This window comes from Ruegeria sp. HKCCE3926 (assembly GCF_017872515.1).
Classification (GTDB): domain Bacteria; phylum Pseudomonadota; class Alphaproteobacteria; order Rhodobacterales; family Rhodobacteraceae; genus Ruegeria.
Genome location: NZ_JAEDOU010000004.1, coordinates 176,896 through 195,041, shown reverse-complemented (window position 1 = coordinate 195,041; position 18,146 = coordinate 176,896). Strand labels below are relative to the sequence as shown.

Genomic DNA, 18,146 nt, shown 5'->3' with positions numbered 1-18,146 from the left:
TAACCCCGGAGGCCCGTCTTGTCCGACCGTTCAAACCTGCCCATTCCGCGCCTGTCCGTGTGGCTGACTCATGTCGGCATGGTGGCAGAACAGGTGTTGCGCGCGTTCTGGCCGGCGTTCTCGATTGTACTTGTTCTGCTTGCGGCTTTGATGCTGGGGCTTCAAGATGTTGTTTCCGTGGAAATTGTCTGGGCGGTCGGCGCGCTGTCCTTGGGGTCGTTTTTGACGGCTGCGGTGCTTGGCCTGAGGGGTCTCAAGTTGCCTTCGCGCGCCGAGGTTTTGATGCGGCTGGATGAGACCTTGCCGGGACGCCCAATTCAGGCCTTGATGGATGATCAGGCAATCGGTGCGGCCGATCGGGATTCCGTGGCGCTGTGGCAAGCCCACAAAGCCCGGATGGCGCAACGGGTCGCGACGGCCGAGGCCGTGAAACCAGACCTTCGGCTGGCATCGCGAGATCCTTATGCACTGCGCTACGCGGCGTTGCTGGCTTTTGTCGTAGCGCTGGTTTTCGGCTCTTTGTGGCGCGTGGGGTCTGTGGCGGACATGGCCCCGGGCACTGCCGCCGCCGGGCAGGGGCCGACTTGGGAAGGATGGGTCGAACCCCCGCGCTATACGGGCCTTCCAACGCTGTATCTTGCGGACCAAACGGATGCAGAGCTTTCCGTTCCCAAGGGCAGCCGCGTTACCTTGCGGCTTTATGGGGAGGTTGGCGCACATAGCCTGACGGAAAACAGCTCGGCCCTGGGGGCCGAGGCGGCGACCGACCCCGAGCAGGAGTTCGTGGCAGAACGCTCTGGCCAGTTGCGCATCGACGGGCCCACGGGGCGCGAATGGGCCGTTGAGATCATTGACGACACGGCACCTCAGATAGCCGTGGCCGGATCGGCTGAGGCCGAGGCGGGCGGGCAGATGAAGCTGCCATTCGTCGCAGGAGATGACTATGGTGTGGTTGCAGGCTCTGCCCTGATCGAACTGGATCTGGCTGCCGTTGATCGCCGCTATGGTCTGGCGGCAGAGCCCGAACCACGCGAAGCGATCGCAGTTGAACTGCCTATGCCGATCACCGGCGACCGGGTGGATTTTGCAGAAGATCTGATCGAGGATTTCTCGCAACACCCATGGGCGCATTTGCCGGTTCGGATCACCTTGATGGCCACGGACGCGGCGGATCAGCAATCGTCTTCCGAACCTTATGTGACCGATCTTCCGGCCCGTCGGTTCTTTGATCCGCTGGCCGCTGCGGTGATCGAACAACGGCGCGATCTGCTGTGGTCGCGGTCCAATGCGCCTCGGATCGCGCAACTGCTGCGGGCTGTATCTCATCTGCCAGAGGACCTGTTTCGCTCGGAAACTGCCTATTTGCGTCTGAGGGTCGTGCTGCGGCGGCTTGAGACCTTTGATCAATACGGGCTGAAACCCGAACAGCAGGCAGAGATCGCCCAGGCGCTCTGGGATCTTGCCGTGTTGATTGAGGACGGCACGCTTGCGGATGCGCTGGAACGGATGCGGCGCGCGCAGGAACGTCTGACCGAAGCAATGAAGAACGGCGCCAGCGACGAGGAAATCGCGGAACTGATGCAGGAATTGCGCGAAGCGACGCAGGATTACCTCCAACAACTGCAACGGTTGGCCCAGCCGAACGGCGAAGATGGTGAGCGTCAGCAGGGCCAGAACGGCGAGTCCCTGCAAATGACGCAGGATGATCTGCAACGCATGATGGACCGCATTCAGGAGCTCATGGAACAGGGCCGGATGGCCGAAGCCCAGCAGGCACTGGAAGAGTTCCAGCAGATGATGGAAAACATGCGTGTGACTCAGGGCCAGGGCGGAGGGCAGCAGTCCGAAGGTCAGCAGGCCATGGAAGGTCTTGCGGAAACCCTGCGCGAGCAACAAGGTCTGAGCGATCAGGCCTTCCGTGATTTGCAGGAACAGTTTAATCCAGGTGCTCAATCCGGTGAAAGCCAGGGCAATGAGGGACGCAATGGCGGGCAAGGCCGGGGGCAAAGCCACGAAGGTCAGGGCGGTCAGGGGGAAGGCTCGGATCAGGCTGGCGAAGGCCAGCAGGGTCAAGGCTCACTTGCGGATCGGCAGCAAGCGCTAAGAGATGAGCTGAGCCGCCAGCAACAGGGTTTGCCCGGCGCCGGTACGCCCGAAGGTGACGCCGCGCGCGAGGCGCTGGACCGGGCCGGGCGCGCCATGGACGAGGCGGAACAGGCCCTGCGTGGGGATGATCTGGCCGAAGCCATCGACCGGCAATCCGAGGCGATGGAAGCCCTGCGCGAAGGGATGCGTTCGTTGGGTGAGGCGATGGCGCAGAACCAGCAGAACCAACCGGGGCAAGGAACGCAGGATGGCGACATGCAAGCCAACAATCGCGATCCGCTGGGTCGAAATCCGGGTGCCGCCGGTTCGATTTCAACAGATGAGAATTTGCTGCAAGGCGAAGACGTGTATCGCCGGGCGCGGGAACTGCTGGATGAAATCCGGCGCAGAACCGGGGAATCGGACCGCCCCCAGATCGAATTGGAATACCTGAAACGTTTGTTGGAGAGGTTCTAGACCTCAGTTCTGGGCACCGGATCCAGCCTGTGCTTCCAGCCAGATACGCGCCTGATCCACAAGCGACACGTATGAGCTGAGCAACGGGTCGGCCTGAGGGACCGCTTCGCTGATCTGTTGGGCATTTCCATAGATCAGATACAGAACCACGCCGATGATCAGCATCAACGCAAAACCGCGCAGGAAACCGCCCGATTTGCGGGGTGGCTGCGGGACTTCTTCCGACTCGTCAGATCGCATTGTCGAATTGATGGCTTCAACATCCGGCAGCGCGTCTTTCTGTCCGGCATCGACAGCGGTTTCCGAAGCCGAAGGCCGCTTGGGGCGCACCTTGGGTTCTGGTGGCGTATCCAGCCCGAGATCGGGCTGGCTCTCAAGGCTGCTGCCTTCCTGCGCCCGCAAATCCGCTTCGCGGGCAGCTTCCTCTTTCAGAATGCTGGCGACGGACGGATCGACATTCCCTGTAGGCGCAGCGGGTTTTTCAACTTCTGGCTTGCCTTCGGATACCGCTTCTTCAACAGGACCCGGTTCGGCGTCCTGCGGAGCGTCGACCACGTCGGGCGATGTGTCATCCTGTTCGGGGGTTTCCGCTTTTTTGTCCGGTGCGCCTGCGGCTTCGGCAGGGTGCTTCGCTTGAAACCAGGTCTGATCACAGTTGGAACACTGTACGTCGCGGCCTTCCTCGGGGATGACCTCGTCAGGAACCTCGTACTGCGCGCTGCAATTCGGACATGTAAGACGCATGCTGCCTCCTCGGCCGGGCGAAGGGCCGATAATAGTTTTTTCAGGAATGATATTCGGTTAAGACCCAACAGCAAAGAGCGTTTTCGGTTTCGCGGGTCAAGTGTCACCAATTGGACCCGGTAGAGCCATTGAAACCATCACCATGCTCGGGCAAGAAGAGCGGCAAAATAACGGGGGCACGTGTGATCGAGCTGGAAAATGTCAGCTACACCTACGGTGGCGGCGAGTTGCTGAGTGATGTCTCGGTACAATTGCAGCCGGGTTCGTTTCACTTTCTGACCGGGCCTTCCGGGGCGGGCAAGACCACGTTGCTCAAGCTGTGCTATGGTGCCCTGCTGCCGAGCTCGGGGCGGTTGAGCGTGTTTGACCAGGATATTTCAACCCTTGATCGCGACCAGCTGGCAGTATTGCGTCGCCGCGTTGGTGTCGTGCATCAGGATTGTCAGTTCCTTGACCACATGACGCTTGCCGAAAACGTCGCGTTGCCGCTGATGGTGTCCGGGCGTTCGGAAACATCCGAGCAGGAAAACCTGACCGAGCTGCTCAGCTGGGTGGGTCTTGGCGCCAGGCTCGAAGCGCTCCCGCCTGAACTGTCCGGCGGCGAGCGGCAAAGGGCCGCTCTGGCGCGTGCCGTCATATTGTCGCCTGACGTGGTTTTGGCGGATGAGCCGACGGGCAATGTTGACTGGGAAATGTCGCAACGGCTGCTGCGTCTTCTGATCGAACTGAACCGGATGGGCAAAACCGTCCTGATCGCCACCCATGATCTGAGCCTGATCCGCGCGGCCAAAAGCCAGGTACAGGCCCGTGTCCTGCGTATTTCGCAGCGCAAACTGCAACTGGCGGGGGCGGATCTATGATCAGTCCTGATCTCAAAAATCTGTTGCGCGGTGACAAACGGGCAGACCGGGTTGTTCCCCCAACGGGATATACGGCACACCTGACTCTGTTTGTCGCGGGTGCGATGGCGTTTCTTGCAGTATTCGCACTGGCCCTGTCTCTGGCTTCGGGGCGCATTGCGGATCGCTGGGCCTCGGAACTGGCCGGAGCTGCAACCCTGCGCATCAACGCGCCAGCGGAACAGCGTGCGGCCCAGACCGAGGCCGCGCTGACCGTTCTGAGCCAGACGCCTGGCGTGGCCTCGGCCCGTGCTTTGACGCAGGAAGAGCAGGCGGCGTTGCTTGCCCCTTGGTTCGGGCCGGATCTACCGCTGGATACGCTGCCCGTGCCGCAGCTTATCGAGATCATTGAAACCGAACCGGGCATCGATGTGGCCGGGTTGCGTTTGCGATTGGGGGCCGAGGTGCCGGGCGCCGTGCTGGATGATCATACGCGGTGGCGGGAACCTCTGGTCGATGCGGCGATGTCCCTGCGTCGACTGGGGTGGATTTCAATCCTGCTGATCGGTGGTGCGACCGCGGCCATGATTACTCTTGCCGCCAATGCGTCGCTTGCCGCAAATGCCCAGATTATCGAAGTGCTGCGCCTGGTCGGTGCACGCGATGGGTTCATAGCGGGCGCATTCGTAAGGCGGTTTACATATCGCGCATTCTTTGGGGCATCAGTCGGTACATTGCTGGGCATGACCGGTGTTCTGATGCTGCCCGAAGCCTCGGAATCGGGTGGTTTTCTGGCTGGCGTCGGCTTTCAGGGCAAAGACTGGGCGTTGCCGGTTCTTATCCCGATCCTTGGTGCCATGGTCGCGTTTTTTGCCACCTGGGCTGCGGCCCGACGCAAATTGAAGGAGCTTTCCTGATGTTGATGGCTGTTCAATGGGTTCGGTCATTGATCTTCATGATCATGATCTACGCCTGGATGCTGATCCTTGGCATTGTCTTTCTGCCCTATGCACTGTTTTCCAAGGCTGGCGCCCTGAGGGCGTGCAAGACCTACGCGCGCAGCACCATGTGGCTGGCTCGTTGGATGGTTGGCATTCGGTGTGAAGTGCGGGGTACGGTTCCAACGAATGAAGTGGTCATAGCCGCAAAACACCAGTCGTTTCTTGATATCATCATAATTTTTGATGCCATTCCGCACGGCAAGTTCATCATGAAGCGCGAGCTTTTGTTTACACCCGTCATTGGAATGTATGCGCGGCGACTTGGCTGTATTCCGGTCAATCGCGGCAAGCGCGGTGCTGCCGTGACCAAGATGGTCAAGGATGTATCGAAAGAGTTTTCGGAACCCGGGCAGCTAGTGATTTACCCGCAAGGGACACGTGTGGCGCCCGGTGCGAAGAAACCTTACAAGGTTGGAACAGCCGTTCTTTACGAAGGGCTCGGCTTTCCCTGCGTTCCGGTCGCGACGAATGCCGGCGTCTTCTGGCCCCGAACGGGTGTCATGCGCAAACCGGGCCTTGCGATCGTCGATTTCCTCGACCCAATCGAGCCGGGTGTTGGTCGGGACGAATTCCTTGCCCGGCTGGAAGATGTGATAGAAACGCGTTCCAACGAGTTGATGCGGGAAGTGGGGTTTGATCCGGATGGAGCACATTCGTGACATCGAAACGCTTGAATCTTTGTATGGTCGGCCCGGTGCTCCGTCCTTGCGAAAGGTCGTTCATCAACTGACGCCCCTCTATCGCAAGTGGATCCTTGCATCGCGCCTGTGTGTGCTCAGCACAGTTGGCCCTGAAGGTGTGGATGGTAGCCCTCGGGGCGATGATGGCCCGGTGGTGAAAGAGCTGGATGCGAATACGCTGGCTCTGCCGGACTGGCGCGGCAACAACCGTCTGGACAGTTTGCGCAATATCGTGCGCGATCCACGTGTTTCGCTGATGTTTCTTGTTCGGGGGGCCAACAACGTCGTTCGGGTGAACGGGTTGGCGCGGGTAACGGCGGATGAGACCCTGCGGCATCAATTCGAGAAGGTCGGCAAACGCCCGGCGACCGTTATCGTCGTTGAAATCGCCGAGATATACAGCCAATGTGCCCGTGCTTTGATCCGGGCGCGCATCTGGTCAAGCGGTGATGACAGCGGCGATCTTCCCACGATAGGTCAGCTTCTGTCCGAGGCATCAGACGGCGCGGAAGGCGGCGCGCAATATGACGAGGAATGGCCTGCACGCGCCGCAAAAACGATGTGGTAGATGTGGGTGTCGGCTGTGGTTCAAACCGCAGCGGCCCCGATCCTTGATACTTTTTCCACCCAGCGATCTACGCTGCCGGGCTTGGGATAGCTTGCGCCGGAAAAATAGGTGAAACGGGTTGGTTTGAAGCCGACGAACCCAAGAATCTGGTCCCGTACCTGACGGATTAGCGCCTGCCGGTATATCAGGCGCATGAACCATCCCGGGGTGTCTGACGTCAGGATGACGCGTGCAGTACGCCCAGTCAGCATGGGCGCCGGAAATCCGATCTTGGTGGTGTTCCGTGTGTCAAAGGTTCGTCCCGGAATGAACATTCGGTCGATCAGTCCTTTGAGTTTGGCTGGAAGGCCGCCCCACCACATCGGGGTGGTCAGGACCAGGTGGTCGCTCCACTCAAAGTCCTGAAGCACTTGTTCCAGAACCGGCTCAAGTGGTTTGAAGTCGTGATAATTGCCCTGACCGAAATCAAAATCGAATTGCAGATCGCTCAGATGAACCAACCGTACATCGTGCCCGTTTTTGCGGGCCGCGTCTCTGTATGTTTCGGCAAATGTGCGTGACAGGCTGCTTTCTGCGGGGTGTCCGTCAAGGATGAGAATCTTTTTCGGTTGCATCGGGTATCTCCTGAAAAAATGACCGTGGTCAATTTGTAGAATCAAAAAATGACTGCGGTCAATAAAAATTTGACCACGGTCAGAAATTATGCGATTGAGCCGTATGCAAAAGACAATTCAGAAACGTACGATCAAGACCCGCGCCAAGCTTCTCTCGGCCGCTGAAGAGGTCATCCGCAATGGCGGATATGAAGCGTTACGGGTGGAAGAGGTCGTGAAGGCCGCTGGGGTCGCGAAGGGCACCTTTTTCGCGCATTTTTACGACAAGGATGCGCTGATGGAAATTCTGATCGCAGACAAGCTGAACGCCTGTCTGGATCAGGCCGAGGCCGGAACGCCGCCCAAAACTGTTGCAGAAATCGTCACTGCGCTGGAACCGGTTCACAGTTTCATGACGTCCGAGCGATATGTATTCGATTTGTTGATCAGGTATTCCGGTGCTACGGCTGTCGCCGAAATAGGACCGGTGGCCTATTGTTTTGAGCGATATTTCCGCATCGTGATGCTGTGGCTCGAAGATGCAGAGGTGCGCAAGGATGTGCCACCCGAGTTGTTGGCCGAAGGTGTGCAGGCCTTTGCCATTCAGGCCATGTCACTAAGATTCTGCGCATTGCATTCCGCGACGACATTCACCGACAGGTTGGAGACCTATCTGGATGCCTGGTTGACCCCGACAGGCTGATCGCTGCCGGGGTCAAGGTTGTCAGCTGTGGATCGGACCGTCGCCGCAGGCCAGTGCGGCCTCGCGCACGGCCTCGGAATAGGTCGGGTGCGCGTGGCAGGTCAGGGCCAGATCTTCGGCGGATGCGCCGAATTCCATCGCCACGCAGACCTCATGGATCAGGTCGCCTGCGCCGGGGCCGATGATGTGGCAGCCCAGGATACGGTCGGTTTCCTTGTCGGCCAGGATCTTGACGAACCCGTCAGAGGCAAAGTTGGCTTTGGCGCGGCCGTTGCCCATGAACATGAACTTGCCGACCTTGTAGGCACGGCCTTGTTCTTTGAGCGTCGCCTCGGTTTCACCAACATTGGCGACCTCGGGCCACGTATAGATCACACCCGGAATGACACCATAGTTCACATGCCCATGCTTGCCCGCAACCTGTTCCGCCGCGGCCATACCTTCATCTTCGGCCTTGTGCGCCAGCATCGGGCCTTCGATCACGTCGCCGATGGCGTAGATGCCCGGTACGTTGGTCTGCCAGTCCGCACCCACCTTGATCTGGCTGCGCGGGGTCATCTCGACGCCCAGAGCGTCCAGCCCCAGACCATCGGAATAAGGCTTGCGCCCGGTGGCCACCAGCACGGTATCGGCGTCGATCACATGCTCGCTGTCGTCCTTGAGCAGCTTGTATGTCACTTTGGCCTTGGTCTTGGTTGCTTCGGTTTTCTGCACCGCTGCACCCATGATGAAGTTCAACCCCTGTTTCTTGAGGATACGCTGGAATGTCTTCTGCACCTCAGGGTCCATGCCCGGCGTAATGTCCTTGAGGAATTCGATCACCGTTACATCTGCGCCCAGGCGGCTGTACACCGAACCCAGTTCCAACCCGATCACACCCGCGCCGATCACCACCATTTTCTTCGGGATCTTGCCCAGAGACAGCGCTCCGGTTGAGGTCACAACGACTTTCTCATCGACTTCGACACCGGGCAGCGAGGACGGTTCGGAGCCTGACGCAATGATAATGTTCTTGGTTTCATGGATTTCATCGCCAACCTGAACTTTGCCGGCCGCAGGGATCGAGCCCCAGCCTTTCAGCCAGTCGATCTTGTTCTTCTTGAACAGAAACTCGATGCCCTTGGTGTTGCCCTCGATCACCTCATCCTTGTAGGCCTGCATCTGTTTCCAATCGACCGAAGGCGATTTGCCCTTCAGGCCCATCTTGGCAAAGTTGTGTTCGGCTTCATGAAGCTGATGGCTGGCATGCAGCAGAGCTTTTGACGGGATGCAGCCCACGTTCAGACAAGTGCCACCCAGCGTTTCGCGCCCCTCGACCACAGCGGTTTTCAAGCCCAGTTGAGCGCAGCGGATCGCGCAGACATAGCCGCCGGGTCCGGCGCCGATTACGATGACGTCATAGTTTGCCATTACATTCTCCTAAACCGACCGGACGATCCGGCGCTTTCCCGACCCGATCTGGCGGGTCGGGAATATCTTTGTCAAACGGGTTCCAGCAGCTTGATCGAGATATGCGCAATGCCGCCTCGTTCATGGTGCATTGCCAATTCTTCGGATCCGAAAAATGCCTTGGCCTTGTCCAGGTTGATCACCTCGAACATCGCGATCGCATGGTCCTTCTGATCGGGGTCGCGCCAGACATGCAGGTCGCGGATACCCGCGGCCTTGCGCATCGGCTTGTCCTCGCGGAACACTTTCAGCCAGGCGTCGAAATCGGCCACATCGGCCTGCCAGAGTACATGTGTCGCCATGGTTACAGATCCATCAGCAGGCGGCGCGGATCTTCAAGCGCCTCTTTCACGCGAACCAGGAAGGTTACCGCGCCCTTGCCGTCAACAATGCGGTGGTCATAGGACAGGGCCAGATACATCATCGGACGGATCTTGATCTCGCCATTGATGACCATCGGTCGTTCCTGAATCTTGTGCATGCCCAGAATGCCCGACTGCGGGGGGTTCAGGATCGGCGAGGACATCAGCGAGCCGTAGACGCCACCGTTCGAGATTGTGAAGGTACCGCCCTGCATCTCGGCCATCGAAAGCTTGCCATCGCGGGCGCGCTTGCCCTTTTCGGCGATGGCTTTTTCAATGGCTGCAAAGGACATGCTGTCCGCGTCGCGAATGACCGGAACCACCAGACCCTGCGGCGTGCCGGCCGCAACGCCCATGTGAACGAAGTTCTTGTAGACGATGTCGGTGCCATCGATCTCGGCATTGACCTCGGGCACTTCTTTCAGGGCATGGCAGCAGGCCTTGGTGAAGAAGGACATGAAGCCCAGGCGCACACCGTGCTTCTTCTCGAACTGGTCTTTGTACTGATTGCGCAGGGCCATGACTTCGGTCATGTCCACCTCGTTATAGGTGGTCAGGATCGCGGCGGTGTTCTGCGCATCCTTCAGGCGCTTGGCGATGGTCTGACGCAGACGGGTCATCCGTACACGCTCTTCGCGAGCCTCATCTTCGGCAGCAACCGGTGCGCGCGGAACCTGAGCAACGGGCGCCGGCGCAGCCGCCGCAGGTGCGGGGGCCGAAGCAGCCGCGACCGCCTTGGCGACATCTTCCTTCATGATGCGACCATCGCGACCGGTGCCGGTGACCTGATCGGCTGACAACCCGGCTTCGGCCATCGCCTTTTCGGCAGACGGCGCATTTGCAACATCCTTGCCGGTGCTTGCCGCAGCAGGAGCCGCAGCAGCAGCTGCCGGTGCAGGGGCTGCGCCTGCGGTCGCGCCCGAGATGACTGCCAGCTTTGCGGTTGCATCAACGGTTGCACCTTCCGGCGCGACGATTTCCGCCAGAACACCCGCAGCCGGGGCGGGTACCTCGACCGAGACTTTGTCGGTTTCCAACTCACACAGCATCTCGTCCTGCGCGACGCTGTCGCCGACTTGCTTGAACCAGGTCGAAACAGTCGCCTCAGTCACAGATTCGCCAAGCGTGGGCACCATCACGTCAACCGACCCGCCCAATGCAGAGGGTGCGGCCTCGGGGGGTGCTGCGGCTGTTGCCGGGGCAGGCGCGGCTGCACCTTCACCGGCAGCAATCGTCGCCAGCAGAGCATCGACACCAACCGTGTCGCCTTCGGCGGCCACAATCTCACCCATCACGCCAGCTGAGGGAGAGGGCACTTCGACCGTCACCTTGTCAGTCTCCAGCTCACACAGCATCTCATCCATGGCGACCGCATCACCGGGCTTTTTGAACCATGTTGCAACAGTGGCTTCGGTGACCGACTCGCCAAGCGTGGGAACACGAACTTCAATCGTCATCGCTTATTTTCCTTCGAGGCTCAGCGCTTCGTTAACCAGCGCTTCTTGTTGGGCTTTGTGTTGGCTGGCCAGGCCCGTCGCGGGCGAGGCCGAGGTTGCGCGACCGACATAAGCCGGACGGGTATGTTTCGCGCCGATCCGGGACAGAACCCATTCGATATTGGGTTCGATAAAGGTCCACGCACCTTGGTTTTTGGGCTCTTCCTGACACCAGACCATTTCGGCATTCTTGAACCGTTCAAGCTCGTTGATCAGAGAATGCGCCGGGAAAGGATAGAACTGTTCGATCCGCATCAGATAAATGTCGTCGATGCCGCGAGCATCGCGTTCCTCCAGCAGGTCGAAATAGACTTTTCCGGAACACATCACCACACGTTTGATCTTGTCATCCGCCACCAGTTTGGTGTCGGAATTGCCCTTCTGTGCATCATCCCACAGTACCCGGTGGAAGCTGGATCCGGTGGTGAAATCATCGGCGGTGCTGACGGCCAGTTTGTGACGCAGCAGTGATTTCGGTGTCACCAGGATCAACGGCTTGCGGAATGTCCGGTGCAGTTGGCGGCGCAGGATGTGGAAATAGTTCGCAGGCGTCGTGCAGTTCGCCACAATCCAGTTGTCCTGACCGCACATTTGCAGGAACCGCTCCAGCCTTGCCGACGAGTGTTCGGGGCCTTGCCCCTCGAACCCGTGCGGCAGCAGACAGACCAGGCCGGACATCCGCAGCCATTTCGATTCACCCGAACTGATGAATTGGTCGAACATGATCTGCGCGCCGTTGGCGAAGTCCCCGAACTGGGCTTCCCACAGGACCAGCGCATTTGGTTCGGCCAACGAGTATCCGTATTCGAAGCCGAGCACTGCATATTCGGACAGCATCGAGTCGATCACTTCGTAATGCGATTGACCTGCGCGAATGTTGTTCAGCGGGTAATACCGTTCTTCAGTTTCCTGATGAACGAATCCGGAATGGCGTTGGCTGAAGGTGCCGCGCGTGGCGTCCTGCCCTGCAAGGCGTACCGGGTAGCCCTCGGTCAGCAAGGATCCGAAAGCCAACGCCTCACCAGTGGCCCAGTCAAAGCCTTTACCGGTTTCAAACATCTGTTTCTTGTGCTCAAGCAGACGACCAACCGTCTTGTGCATGGCAAATCCGCTTGGTGCGCGGGTAAGGGCATCCCCGATTTCGGCCATGGTTTCCGGCGTGATCGCCGTCTCGCCGCGCATGTATTCGTCTTTGTTCTTGTCAAGATGCGACCAGCGCCCATCCAGCCAATCGGCCTTGTTGGGTTTATAGTCCTTACCGGCCTCGAATTCGTCGTTCAGATGAGCCTGGAAGGCCGCTTTCATATCCTCGATCTCACCCTCGGGGATCAGGCCATCCTTGACGAGGCGCTCAGTGTACAAAGACAGCGTGGTCTTATGCGTCTTGATCTTCTTATACATGATCGGGTTGGTGAACATGGGCTCGTCGCCCTCGTTGTGACCAAACCGGCGATAACAGAAGATATCCAGAACCACGTCCTTGTGGAATTTCTGGCGGAACTCGGTCGCCACCTTGGCTGCATGAACAACTGCCTCGGGGTCATCCCCGTTCACGTGGAAGATCGGCGCCTCGACCATCAGCGCGATATCCGTCGGATATGGGCTGGAGCGTGAAAAATGCGGCGCGGTGGTAAAGCCGATCTGGTTGTTCACCACGATATGCATTGTCCCGCCGGTGCGATGCCCGCGCAGACCGCTCAGGCCAAAGCCTTCGGCCACGACGCCCTGACCGGCAAAGGCTGCATCGCCGTGCAGCAGAATGGCCATGACCTTGGTGCGGTCCGTGTCGCCCAACTGATCCTGCTTGGCGCGGACCTTGCCCAGAACCACAGGGTTCACCGCCTCAAGGTGCGACGGGTTCGCCGTCAGCGACAGGTGCACGCTGTTGCCGTCGAACTCGCGATCGCTTGAAGCACCGAGGTGGTATTTCACGTCGCCCGAACCATCCACGTCTTCGGGTTTGAAACTGCCGCCCTGGAATTCGTTGAAAATGGCGCGGTACGGTTTGCCCATCACATTGGCCAGAATGTTCAATCGGCCCCGGTGCGGCATCCCGATCACGATATCACTGAGCCCGAGCGCGCCACCACGTTTGATGATCTGCTCCATCGCCGGAATAAGCGCCTCACCGCCATCGAGACCAAAGCGCTTGGTGCCCATGTACTTGACGTGCAGGAATTTCTCAAAGCCTTCGGCCTCGACCATCTTGTTCAGGATAGCTTTGCGGCCTTCCTTGGTGAACTGGATTTCCTTGCCATAGCCCTCAATGCGCTCTTTCAGCCATGCAGCCTCTTCCGGGTTCGAGATATGCATGTATTGCAGCGCAAAAGTACCGCAATAGGTCCGCTTCACGATCTCGACGATCTGCCGCATCGAGGCAACCTGAAGGCCCAGAACGTTGTCGATGAAGATCGGGCGATCCATGTCGGCGTCGGTGAAGCCGTAGGTCTTGGGGTCGAGCTCTGGGTGATTGGTTGCCGCGCGCATGCCCAGCGGATCCAGATCGGCGGCCAGATGACCCCGGATGCGGTAGGCCCGGATCAGCATCAGGGCGCGCAGGCTGTCCAACACCGCACGCTTGATCTGGTCATCGCTGACTTCGACACCTTTGTCGGCGGCCTTTTCCTTGATCTTCTTGCCTGCGGCCTTGGCGTCTATCTCGGCCCACTCGCCGGTCAACGCACCGGTCAGATCATCCGCTGGCATGGGCGGCCAGTCGGTTCGCGCCCACGAAGGCCCTTCGGCCTCACGCTGCACATCAGGCGCGGCGTCGCCCATGGCCTTGAAGAACTCGACCCAGGCAGCGTCTACCGCACCGGGGTTCTTGGTGTACTGCGCATAAAGCTGTTCCAGGTATTCGGCGTTGTGCCCCTGCATGAAGCTGGAGGCATGAAAGGCAGTATTGGGCGAGTGTTCGGTCATTGGGCTACCTCATGTGGGTTGGGACCGTATTGATTGGTGCCTGGCTGGCTGGGGCGGGTCAGCCACCACAGCACCAGGAGGGGCGACACCACCAGAACGATAAGTGTCGGGATGACGATCAGCAATGTTGCGCGGGTGAACAAAATGTCCAGAGTGCCACCATGCTGGAAATGAGAGGCGAGGCCGATGCCGAAGATCAGAACCGCAAAGGCCCCAAGGATCAGCAGGATCGGCAGCAAAGCATAAAGCCCGCTGCGCCCGGTATCATGCATCCGTCGCCACGCGACAGCCAGATGCGGGAAGAAAACGATCAGGCCGACGATGCTCTGCACCGGTTGCGAAGAAGTGGCGGTGATGGATTTGGACGTATCCGTCTCAGTCACAGTGACCTGAGTGAAGAACTGCCAGTCAATGATCCCGGCGATGATGTTCCAGATCACGATGAACAGAAAGAAGAACCAGTATTCGGTCCGCGAGGCACGGCCTGAGAAGGTGAAGAACTTGGCGAAACAGGTGCGGATGGCGTCGGAGAAGGTCATCTTCATAACCCGCAAACTATGCTGGCGCGGTGATAGTCGCGCAGCCTGTCAACAAATGTCGGTTCCAAATCTGATACAACCGGCGTGTCTCCACAAAGCTGCCTGCCAAATGTAAACAATGCGCCCGAGGAAATTAGACTGGGGTCATAGGACACGATGTTCGGATCGCTTGGAAAATCGACCAAGACCACTCTGATCCCATCTGGTGCTTTTTCCTGAGCCAAGCGCTCTGGATATGACGCTGCCCATAAGAAAAGGGCCAAAATCCCACCCAGAAGGCAGCAGAAAAAACCTATGATCTTGAGAAATCTCATTTCGGATGTCCCGCCCGGCGGCAACGCCGGGCAGCGCCCGACCCTCCCCCCGGGAGGGCGCTTGCAGCACCCACCCAGGGTCGGGCGTTGTCCTCAGCGCCTTTGGAGGGCCGGATTTCCATTACCCAATCGCTTCCAGCACGGCCTCACCCAGCTGCGCCGGGCTTTCGGCCACGACGATACCGGCCGCGCGCATGGCTTCGATCTTGTCTTCGGCACCGCCCTTGCCACCAGCGACAATCGCGCCCGCGTGGCCCATACGGCGGCCCGGAGGGGCTGTGCGGCCAGCGATGAAACCGGCGGTCGGCTTTTTGCGGCCCTTCTTGGCTTCATCCGCCAGGAATTGCGCGGCTTCTTCTTCGGCCGAGCCGCCGATCTCACCGATCATGATGATCGACTCGGTCTCGTCATCGGCCAGGAACCATTCCAGAACGTCGATATGCTCGGTACCTTTGATCGGGTCACCGCCGATGCCCACGCAGGTAGACTGGCCCAGACCAACATCGGTGGTCTGCTTGACGGCCTCATAGGTCAGGGTGCCCGAGCGGGACACAACGCCGACCGAACCGCGCTTGTGGATGTGGCCGGGCATGATCCCGATCTTGCAGGCGTCGGGCGTGATGACACCGGGGCAGTTCGGGCCGATCAGACGCGACTTGCTGCCTTCCAGCGCGCGCTTCACCTTCATCATGTCCAGAACCGGGATGCCTTCGGTGATGCAGACGATCACTTCCATCTCGGCATCAATCGCTTCGAGGATCGAGTCAGCCGCAAAAGGCGGCGGCACGTAGATCACGCTGGCGTTGGCTTCGGTCACGTGCTTGGCCTCGTGGACCGAGTTGAACACGGGCAGGCCCAGATGCTCCATCCCGCCTTTGCCGGGGGTGACGCCGCCGACCATCTTGGTGCCATAGGCAATGGCCTGTTCGCTGTGGAATGTACCCTGCGAGCCGGTAAAGCCCTGACAGATCACTTTGGTGTTTTCGTCGATGAGGACTGCCATTTTGTCCCTTTCTCTAGGCGGTGTTGGATTGATTGGGTTCAGTCGCCGGCAGAACCTGCGGCGCATAGGTAATTTTCTCGAGCGTGGCACGTCCCAGGGCCAGGTTGGCCGTGGTACGCAGGCCGCTGCTGATTTCAGCGATGCCACGCCTTACTTTTTGCCGGATCAGAGGCCAGCCTGTTGGCCGCGCGCGCGGTGCACCCATATTGTATTCGCCGGGCGCTTCGTTGCCCTGTTCGACCATGGCCGGGATCACCTGATAGATGTTGATCTGACGCGCCGCCGGCGAGGCGGACGGGTTGAACAACAAACCATCCAGCGTGATGTCAAAGGGTTTCTGGGCCAGAAAGTGCCGGGCCGCTTCGCGTGTCAGCGCATAAGCTGCACCACCGGGATGGCGCGAGCGCATCAGGCGCAGTTCCCGCCCCAAATGGGACAACCGCTTGCGTCCAAGTGCCACGTAAAGCTTCGTGCTGCGCCAGCGTTCGAACCGGACGATATCGGCATCTGCGGGCCACCATGACGCATCATTCAACCAGTCGGCCAATTCCGGTGTCAGAAACACATCATCTTCGAGGATCAAGGCCTGTTCCGCGCCCGAGGCGATCAGCGCCTCCCATGCTTTGGCATGGCTGAGGGTGCAAGCCATGTCCTTGGTATGGAAATAGCCCCACGGCCCCTCGGCCTTGCATTCGCGCAGGAAATCCTCACGGGTGGCGGCATCGCAGTCAACAGCGTTGACGCGCGTCGCCGACAGGCCTGCCTTTTGCAGCTCCTGCTCCATCAAACGCGCCCGCCCTGTGGCGCGTTCCAAGCCTATGAGGAAGATTGGGATGGTCATCAGATCGATTGCTTCTTTCAGCCTTGCGCGGCAATGTTTTTCAGCTTGGTTTTAACCGCGATGGGGCGGGCCCGAGGCCAGCCCCACTTGAACAAGCTTAACCCTTAACCGCCTTCACGATCTTTTCGGCGCCGTCCTTCAGGTTGTCCGCCGCGATCACGTCCAGGCCAGAGGTGTTGATGATCTCTTTGCCCTTCTCGACATTCGTACCTTCCAGACGCACAACCAGGGGAACCTTCAGGCCGACCTCTTTCACCGCGGCGACAACGCCCTCGGCGATCACGTCACAGCGCATGATGCCGCCGAAGATGTTGACCAGAATGCCTTTGACCTGCGGGTCCGAGGTGATGATCTTGAACGCCTCGGTGACCTTCTCTTTGGTGGCGCCGCCACCCACGTCGAGGAAGTTGGCAGGCTCAGCCCCGTACAGCTTGATGATGTCCATCGTCGCCATCGCCAGACCGGCACCGTTGACCATGCAGCCGATCTCACCATCCAGTGCGATGTAGTTCAGGTCGTACTTGGAGGCTTCCAGTTCCTTGGGGTCTTCCTCGGTCGTGTCGCGCAGTTCGGCGATGTCCGGGTGGCGGTAGACCGCGTTGCCGTCAAAGCCGACCTTGGCGTCCAGCACCTTGAGATCGCCGCTGTCCGAGACGATCAGCGGGTTGATTTCCAGCATCTCCATGTCCTTCTCGACGAAGGCTTGATAGAGCTGACCCATCAGTTTGACGCATTGCTTGACTTGCGGGCCTTCCAGACCCAGCGAGAAGGCGATGCGGCGACCGTGATACGGCATGTAACCGGTGGCCGGATCGACCGAGAAGGACAGGATTTTCTCGGGCGTCGCTGCGGCCACTTCTTCGATGTCCATGCCGCCCTCGGTCGAACAGACGAAGGAAATGCGGCTGGTCTGGCGGTCCACCAGCAGGGCCAGGTACAGTTCACGCTCGATGCCCGAGCCTGCTTCGATATAGATGCGGTTGACCTGCTTGCCTGCCGGACCGGTCTGATGCGTGACCAGTGTACGGCCCAGCATCTTTTTGGCTTCTTCAGCGGCTTCTTCAACCGATTTGGTCAGACGAACACCGCCTTTTTCACCGGCGTCGGCCTCTTTGAACGAACCCTTGCCGCGACCACCTGCGTGGATCTGTGCTTTGACAACCCAAAGCGGGCCGTCCAGCTCACCTGCTGCGGTTTTGGCTTCTTCGGCGCGCAACACGGCGCGACCATCGGACACCGGTGCGCCATAGCTGCGAAGGAGGGCTTTGGCCTGATATTCGTGAATGTTCATCGAAACTGTCCCGTCTGACTGCGTTTAATCGTTATAGGGGTGTCTAGCGGGCAAGTTTAAAGGGTTTTTTGATGCTCGATGGGTTTTTAGCGAAGATTTTCAACATTTGTGATCACGGGTTTTTAGGGTGTGATCACAAAATTTCTGATACGGCAAAACGATTCGAAAAAACTGCGCCGCGTCAGAAAATCACATTCGAAAAAAGGGATTTGCGGCGTTTGCGCCAACATTTGCGACCG

The 18,146-nt window shown here is 59.2% G+C and carries 17 protein-coding genes; 6 read left to right on the top strand and 11 right to left on the bottom strand.

Features of this window, described 5'->3' with window-relative positions:
• The first annotated feature begins 18 nt into the window (after nt 1-18).
• A complete protein-coding gene (locus tag I9184_RS12730) occupies nt 19-2,562 on the top strand; it encodes a TIGR02302 family protein (RefSeq protein ID WP_348539531.1) in 2,544 nt (847 codons plus the stop codon).
• A gap of 3 nt (nt 2,563-2,565) precedes the next feature.
• Here the strand turns inward: I9184_RS12730 and I9184_RS12725 are convergent, their stop codons facing one another.
• The gene (locus tag I9184_RS12725; protein ID WP_209834676.1) at nt 2,566-3,306 is read right to left on the bottom strand and encodes a zinc-ribbon domain-containing protein; all 741 of its coding nucleotides are present in this window, start codon (nt 3,304-3,306) and stop codon (nt 2,566-2,568) included.
• A 182-nt stretch (nt 3,307-3,488) separates the two neighbouring features.
• On the opposite strand from I9184_RS12725, the gene I9184_RS12720 reads away from it, so the two are divergent.
• The 4 genes from I9184_RS12720 to I9184_RS12705 are packed head-to-tail and all read left to right on the top strand — an operon-like array spanning nt 3,489 to nt 6,394.
• Nucleotides 3,489-4,166, top strand: coding sequence for an ATP-binding cassette domain-containing protein (locus I9184_RS12720; RefSeq protein ID WP_152456816.1), 678 nt, complete (start codon nt 3,489-3,491; stop codon nt 4,164-4,166).
• A complete protein-coding gene (locus I9184_RS12715; RefSeq protein ID WP_171634956.1) occupies nt 4,163-5,062 on the top strand; it encodes an FtsX-like permease family protein in 900 nt (299 codons plus the stop codon). Before I9184_RS12720 ends, I9184_RS12715 begins: the two co-directional genes overlap by 4 nt.
• The gene (locus I9184_RS12710; protein WP_209834674.1) at nt 5,062-5,805 is read left to right on the top strand and encodes a lysophospholipid acyltransferase family protein; all 744 of its coding nucleotides are present in this window, start codon (nt 5,062-5,064) and stop codon (nt 5,803-5,805) included. The genes I9184_RS12715 and I9184_RS12710 overlap by 1 nt, the downstream gene beginning before the upstream one ends.
• Complete coding sequence (locus I9184_RS12705; protein WP_171724275.1) at nt 5,789-6,394, top strand: pyridoxamine 5'-phosphate oxidase family protein; 606 nt, start codon at nt 5,789-5,791, stop codon at nt 6,392-6,394. The genes I9184_RS12710 and I9184_RS12705 overlap by 17 nt, the downstream gene beginning before the upstream one ends.
• A gap of 20 nt (nt 6,395-6,414) precedes the next feature.
• Here the strand turns inward: I9184_RS12705 and I9184_RS12700 are convergent, their stop codons facing one another.
• Nucleotides 6,415-7,008 carry an NAD(P)H-dependent oxidoreductase gene (locus I9184_RS12700; RefSeq protein WP_171171173.1) on the bottom strand — a complete coding sequence of 198 codons (594 nt, stop codon included), beginning with the start codon at nt 7,006-7,008 and terminating at the stop codon, nt 6,415-6,417.
• Between the two features lie 103 nt (nt 7,009-7,111).
• On the opposite strand from I9184_RS12700, the gene I9184_RS12695 reads away from it, so the two are divergent.
• Nucleotides 7,112-7,690, top strand: coding sequence for a TetR/AcrR family transcriptional regulator (locus I9184_RS12695; RefSeq protein WP_209834672.1), 579 nt, complete (start codon nt 7,112-7,114; stop codon nt 7,688-7,690).
• Nucleotides 7,691-7,711: 21 nt separating this feature from the next.
• Here the strand turns inward: I9184_RS12695 and lpdA are convergent, their stop codons facing one another.
• The 9 genes from lpdA to sucC all read right to left on the bottom strand — a co-directional run bounded on the left by lpdA (nt 7,712) and on the right by sucC (nt 17,907).
• Complete coding sequence (lpdA, locus tag I9184_RS12690; protein WP_171634953.1) at nt 7,712-9,100, bottom strand: dihydrolipoyl dehydrogenase; 1,389 nt, start codon at nt 9,098-9,100, stop codon at nt 7,712-7,714.
• Nucleotides 9,101-9,171: 71 nt separating this feature from the next.
• Entirely contained in the window at nt 9,172-9,441 is a 270-nt protein-coding gene (locus tag I9184_RS12685) for a hypothetical protein (RefSeq protein WP_152456823.1), read from the bottom strand.
• A 2-nt stretch (nt 9,442-9,443) separates the two neighbouring features.
• Nucleotides 9,444-10,958: a 2-oxoglutarate dehydrogenase complex dihydrolipoyllysine-residue succinyltransferase gene (gene odhB, locus I9184_RS12680; protein WP_209834670.1), complete on the bottom strand. Its 1,515-nt coding sequence runs from the start codon at nt 10,956-10,958 to the stop codon at nt 9,444-9,446.
• Between the two features lie 3 nt (nt 10,959-10,961).
• Nucleotides 10,962-13,919, bottom strand: coding sequence for a 2-oxoglutarate dehydrogenase E1 component (locus I9184_RS12675; RefSeq protein ID WP_209834668.1), 2,958 nt, complete (start codon nt 13,917-13,919; stop codon nt 10,962-10,964).
• Nucleotides 13,916-14,458: a DUF805 domain-containing protein gene (locus I9184_RS12670; protein ID WP_170346355.1), complete on the bottom strand. Its 543-nt coding sequence runs from the start codon at nt 14,456-14,458 to the stop codon at nt 13,916-13,918. The genes I9184_RS12675 and I9184_RS12670 overlap by 4 nt, the downstream gene beginning before the upstream one ends.
• Nucleotides 14,459-14,460: 2 nt before the next feature.
• Nucleotides 14,461-14,772 carry a hypothetical protein gene (locus I9184_RS12665; RefSeq protein WP_170346356.1) on the bottom strand — a complete coding sequence of 104 codons (312 nt, stop codon included), beginning with the start codon at nt 14,770-14,772 and terminating at the stop codon, nt 14,461-14,463.
• A gap of 121 nt (nt 14,773-14,893) precedes the next feature.
• The gene (gene sucD / locus I9184_RS12660; RefSeq protein WP_170346357.1) at nt 14,894-15,775 is read right to left on the bottom strand and encodes a succinate--CoA ligase subunit alpha; all 882 of its coding nucleotides are present in this window, start codon (nt 15,773-15,775) and stop codon (nt 14,894-14,896) included.
• Nucleotides 15,776-15,788: 13 nt separating this feature from the next.
• Nucleotides 15,789-16,616, bottom strand: coding sequence for a glycosyltransferase family 25 protein (locus tag I9184_RS12655; protein WP_171634943.1), 828 nt, complete (start codon nt 16,614-16,616; stop codon nt 15,789-15,791).
• A 97-nt stretch (nt 16,617-16,713) separates the two neighbouring features.
• Nucleotides 16,714-17,907: an ADP-forming succinate--CoA ligase subunit beta gene (gene sucC / locus I9184_RS12650; protein WP_152456830.1), complete on the bottom strand. Its 1,194-nt coding sequence runs from the start codon at nt 17,905-17,907 to the stop codon at nt 16,714-16,716.
• Nucleotides 17,908-18,146: the final 239 nt, after the last annotated feature.